This is a genomic window from Dokdonella sp., assembly GCF_049593775.1.
Classification (GTDB): domain Bacteria; phylum Pseudomonadota; class Gammaproteobacteria; order Xanthomonadales; family Rhodanobacteraceae; genus Dokdonella.
Map to the genome: position 1 here is coordinate 1 of NZ_JBAWHJ010000459.1, position 5,237 is coordinate 5,237.

General features: G+C 60.1%; 4 protein-coding genes. 1 reads left to right on the forward strand and 3 read right to left on the reverse strand.

What is annotated here, in order from left to right; genetic code table 11:
• Positions 1-585, reverse strand: a 585-nt coding sequence (locus tag WBP53_RS15820; RefSeq protein WP_423930643.1) for a tetratricopeptide repeat protein, incomplete at its 3' end; no start/stop codon positions are given.
• Positions 586-809: 224 nt separating this feature from the next.
• Here WBP53_RS15820 and WBP53_RS15825 point away from each other — a divergent pair.
• Positions 810-2,513 carry a cation:proton antiporter gene (locus WBP53_RS15825; protein ID WP_423930645.1) on the forward strand — a complete coding sequence of 568 codons (1,704 nt, stop codon included), beginning with the start codon at positions 810-812 and terminating at the stop codon, positions 2,511-2,513.
• Positions 2,514-2,716: 203 nt separating this feature from the next.
• Here WBP53_RS15825 and WBP53_RS15830 read toward each other — a convergent pair whose 3' ends face one another.
• Entirely contained in the window at positions 2,717-4,027 is a 1,311-nt protein-coding gene (locus WBP53_RS15830) for a hypothetical protein (protein ID WP_423930647.1), read from the reverse strand.
• Positions 4,028-4,085: 58 nt separating this feature from the next.
• On the reverse strand, positions 4,086-5,174 hold the full coding sequence (locus WBP53_RS15835) for a hypothetical protein (protein ID WP_423930649.1): 1,089 nt from the start codon (positions 5,172-5,174) through the stop codon (positions 4,086-4,088).
• Positions 5,175-5,237 lie beyond the last annotated feature (63 nt).

Genomic DNA, 5,237 nt, shown 5'->3' on the forward strand with positions numbered 1-5,237 from the left:
GTCGAACTCACCGATCTCAATGTACAGCACGCCGAGGTTGTTGCGAAGCTTGGCGATGTCGGGTCTGGAGTCGAGCGCTTCAAACACCCGAAGCGCCCGCTGGAAATATTCGCGTGCGGGTTCGGGCTCCGCCGAAGCGACGTAGACCGCGGCGATGATGTTGTAGACCTGGGCGAGAACAGGCCGTTCATCCATAGCCTCGGCAATGCGCTCGGCCTCGCGTGCAGCGATCATGGCCTGTTCGAGCGAACCGATGCGGTAGTAATTTTGTGCAACCAGCGTGCGTAGAACCGCGTAGCGCTCCGGCAGCCTATCCTCTGAAAAGTAGGGCTCGGCGCGTGCCAGTCTCGATAGCGATGCCCGGAACCCGTTCTGGTAGTACAGCGCCCGCGCCACGATCAGGTCCGCCTCACCGGGCGCAAGCGTCCTTGCCTCCGACGCCGCATCGGCCTGCACCAGCGCCGCGGCCGGGTCCGAATATGCCAGTGCCTGCAACTGATCGAATTCCTGACCCGCCCAGCCGGCATCTGGCCAGACAAAGGCCAGGACACCACTCAGCAGGCAGATCGATAGTCGTCTGGTCATGGACAACGTGTCCGAAAGACTCGTATGCACTTGCAGGAAACATGAGCCTACCACGCAGGCTGCGCCGCGCTGCCAGGGGTTGCCTGCACTTGCTGACGCTGTTGCGTTTCAATTGCTGATTCTTCGCCCATGTCTTTTTTGATAGCCTGTTCGATACTCCGCAAGCCGCTGCAGATCGACAGGCTCGATTCGGCCCGCGGCATTCACGAAGAAATAGAACCCGCATGGAATACCTTGTCCAGATCATTTTGCTTCTGGCTGCCGCGATCACCGTGGTGGTTATCTTTCAGCGCCTGCATATCCCCACCAGCCTCGGATACTTGCTCGTTGGCGTAATACTCGGGCCGCACACGATCGGCCCCGTAGTTTCGATGCCGGAGCTGGAAACGCTGGCGGAGTTCGGAGTCGTGTTCCTGCTGTTCACCATCGGCCTGAACTTCTCCCTGCCGAAATTGCATGCGTTGCGGCATCAGGTTCTCGGCCTGGGCACCGGACAGGTAGCGTTTACCACCATGGTGGTCGGAGCCGTAATGTGGTTCGCCGGCCTGCCTGTGGCCGCCGCATTCGTGTTCGGCGCCGTATTCGCGCAATCGTCCACCACGATCATTTCCAGTCTGCTCAACGAACAGGGTGAGGAAAATACCCAGCACGGTCGCCTTGGGCTCGCGATGTCGGTCTTTCAGGATGTCACGGCCGTACCGTTCCTTGTCGTCATACCGGTACTTGGCATGTCGGTCTCCGCTGGTGTGCTGGCGGGGAGCCTGGGTCTTGCACTTGCCAAGGCGGTACTTGCCTTTGCGCTGGTCTTCTTCGCAGGTCGCTGGCTGCTGCGTCCGTTGTTCCATCTGGTTACCAAGCGCAGATCGCTGGAGATGTTCACGTTGGCGGTGTTGCTGGTCGCCTTGCTTGCTGCCTGGGTTACAAACAGTCTGGGACTATCGCTGGCGTTCGGAGGCTTTCTTGCCGGAATGATGCTGGGCGAAACCGAGTTTCGCCACCAGGTGGAGTCCAGTGTCAGCCCGTTCCGGGACGTGCTCCTGGGACTGTTCTTCATCGGCATCGGCATGCGTTTCAACCCGGCGGCAATTCCGCCCATCTGGCACTGGGCCGTGTTGGGTGCCTTGCTGATTGTTGCCAGCAAGACCCTCATCGTTGCCGGCATGGTGGGCAAGGTTGGAGTCGATGCCCGGATGAGATGGCGTACCGGGCTGATGCTGAGTGTAGGCGGGGAATTCGGGCTCGCGCTCATTGCAATCGCGCTCGACTCGAACGTACTCGACATGCAGCTGGGACAGATCGCGATCAGCTCTGTACTTCTGTCGATGATCATCGGCGCCCTGCTGATTCGTTTCAACGGCGCGATTGCATCCCTGCTGGTCAAGACGCCTGATCCGAAAGATCACGATGCCGCCGAAGCTCCGGACGTGACGGAGCAACAGGTAGTGATTGGAGGCTATGGCCGCGTGGGACACACCATTGCCGTGCTGTTGCACGCAAGCGGCGTTCCGTTCGTGGCTTTTGATACCGATCCGAAGCGCGTCAGCCAAGGGAGGGCAGATGGGCACGAGGTCTGGCTTGGCGACATCGCCGACCCGGGGTTGCTGTCCGGCATTCATGTACACAGAGCTGCCCTGGTCGTGATTGCCATCGACAGAGCGGACGCGGCACTGGATGCGATGTCGTACTTGAAGAGAACCGCACCTCAGGTTCCAGTCATCGTGCGCGCGCAGGATCTCGAAACCAGCACACGCCTTCTGGCCGCAGGTGCCACTCATGCCTACCCGGACACGATTGAGTCCAGCCTGCGCCTCGGTGCAATTGCGTTGAAGATACTCAATGTGACGACCGACGAGATCGACGCAATGGTTCAGGACGTGAGGGATCGAGGTTACCAACCGGTCATGCACAACTCGTCGAACGAACCTTGATCAGATTCCCTGGTCACGGTTTTTCCGGGCGCAACCCGGGCTGGCCGAGAGAGTGATTCGTCAGAAAGGGAAGCGGGATCACGACACCCGCTGCATGGGTGATTTCCCACCTCGCGCAGTGATGTCCTCTTGCAGTGGTCCGCAGATCGGCGCACTGGCAGGTGACAACGACCCTCGGATGCCGCGGCTGTTTCATGCCTTCGCTAATCTGGCAGGTCCGCAAGGATGTGATGGAACAGTGCGCAGGTTTTCAGGGCGAAGAACAGGGCGGACAAATCCTCTCGTTGCCTGGCGACTTCTGCCGCGCCGTAGCGCTCGTTGAACTGGGCGAGCACGGCATCCAGGCCCGCACCACGGAACATGCCGGAAAGCATGCGCAGTTCGGTGGTGCTGAAACTGAGGCCAATCACATTGGGAAACCGATCTGTATTGCCCGTCATTTCAGCAACCCAACCCATGACCTGATCGACCGGGTCGACATCGGGATATGCACGCTTAACCAGGCGCAGAAGCTCTTGTCTGTCGAACACATTGAGCAGCAGGGCAAGCAAGTAGCGGTGCCCCGGATCATGCAGCTTGCGCCGGAAATTGACGAGGGCACGGCTCAGCAGATCATTGTGCGTCGCCTTGAATAGCAGTTCACGCTGCTCGGCAGGCAACGCCGTGCACATCGAGGAAAGAATTCGAGCCTGTTCCGGGTTGCCGGAAATTCGGGTCTGCTCCGAGATCAGCAGGTAGGCCAGAAGCAGGTCGGCATTCTCCAGGACGCGGTGCAGATGCACGTGCACGGCATCTTCATCGAGCACGCGCAACATGCGCAGATACTGCAACTTGCGCGTGGTTGGCGCATGCAGCTGGAATGGGTCGTGCGCGAGGCCTGGCCATCGGTAGTCGTACTGGACTTCGGTAGCGGAATCGTCAGAGATCGTGCGAATCACGATCGTCACCGACGGGCGATCCATATGGAACAGGGAATGGATCAAGTTGTTGCCGCGGGCGATGATGCGAGTATCGCCGGCACGAAGTACTTCCAGGTCCAGCAACCGCAGACGTCCGGCTATCGCGCGCTGCAACGGTTCCGGAGACTGCCAGGCGTCGAAGCGGTAACGGCTGTGAATGCTGGAACCTGCCAGCACATGAAAGGCACCGCAAAAATTGTGCTGATGGATGCTGGTGGTGCCGTCCAGCCAGGTGAGGGCCGAGATGTCGAAGTCGACGCCGTGGTAGAGCGAGACAGGGGGTTCCGCGAACTTGCCTTCCAGGTCCGCCTGCTTGCACAAGATGTCCGCGCTTAGCACGTAGTCGACGAGATCGTCGTGATCGAAATGCGCAGATGGATTGAAAGCCGTCAGTTGTCTTGACGCCACGCGTTCGAGATTGGCATGTACCGCTTCGCGGCCATCGCCGAGCTCAGCTGCGATCGTGTCGCCGAGCCTCTGGAAGAAGGACTGGACGCGATGCGTGGATGTGCTCGACGTGTCCGTGGTTGGTACTGCCGCCTGATCCACGATCATCCTTGCACCATCCGCAGCGTGCCGGCATGGGCGACGCCGGATTTCTGAAGCGCGATTGTCACTCCAGATCTCCTTCATAGTCTTCGTTGACGAAATGAAACAGCAAGGATGCCGAGCGATGCCCATCCGGCAGCACATCGCGGCCGTGCATCAGCTCCCGCCCCCTGAAAATCAAGGCCTCGCCCAGGCGCTGGTGCAGCGAATGATCCTCGCCGTCGCGACCCTTCAGCTTGAATCCCCAGGGCGATCGGCCATCGGAGTCCAGCGGTGCGTAGTCGAGCAACACCGCCACCGTATATTCACAAGGAGGTCGGTCGGTGTGCCAGAGCAGGTCTCCACCCGCCAAGTACAGTGACACGAATGAGTAGGAAGGTTTCGTGGGTCGCCCCGCCAGTTGCGACACGCGCTCGTTCAACTGATGGTGCCAGAAATTCGCGACCGGATGATTGTAGGCATAGTGGCGGCGGGCTCCGCGGACTTCGTCGCATGGCAAAAAGCCCTGCGCCGCCACCGCCTGGAAGTACCGAGCCAGTTCCTCGACGTGCTCGGCTGGAAGCAGGTCTTCCAGGATGGCAAAACCTTCGATCGCGAAGTGTGCATGGGTCGCCTCCACATCGAGAACCGTTCCCGGCTGCCAGGCATCGGAGCACACTCCGGCCGGGTCCCCAACCTGTTCGGTGCTGCCAGCCAGCCGAACCGGTGCCCACACGCTGCCGTGGTGATGCGGCTCGAACCGGAGCGCCTGCTCCGGCCATTCGGCGGGGAGACGCAGCGAGCCTGGATGTGTCGCCTGCCCTTTCGGGCCTTCCAGAGCAGAGCGTGTACAGGACGTATCCGCGTTGGCAGGATCACGCACGGGGAATTGATAGGCCACTGTTTGTGGCATTGCATCTGCAGGAGCGAACAGACCGATGCGTCGCAGTTCGACTGCATCCTGCTCGCCTATCTCCGGGTCCTTGCGGCCATCAATCAGGACCGAGCAGAGAAATGCATGCGCGCGAGGCAGATTCTCGTCGCTGACCCGAACGTAGGACAAAGAAGCCCCCTTGATGGGAGCCTGAACCAGAAAGGCGGGTTTTGGCTCCTGGTCACAAATCGAGATCCGGGCACTTCGATTCAGCTCCAGACTCAGGGGCTTTGGACTCATATCGGTAAGTCTCAATGAGAAACACGCCGCCAAACCCTCTCGCATGCGTCCAGATCAAACCGC

Bases quoted from the DNA above. Each gene is read 5' to 3' on its own strand.
- WBP53_RS15825 (WP_423930645.1), top strand. From the start codon at position 810: ATGGAATACCTTGTCCAGATCATTTTGCTTCTGGCTGCCGCGATCACC.
- WBP53_RS15830 (WP_423930647.1), bottom strand. From the start codon at position 4,027: ATGATCGTGGATCAGGCGGCAGTACCAACCACGGACACGTCGAGCACA.
- WBP53_RS15835 (WP_423930649.1), bottom strand. From the start codon at position 5,174: ATGAGTCCAAAGCCCCTGAGTCTGGAGCTGAATCGAAGTGCCCGGATC.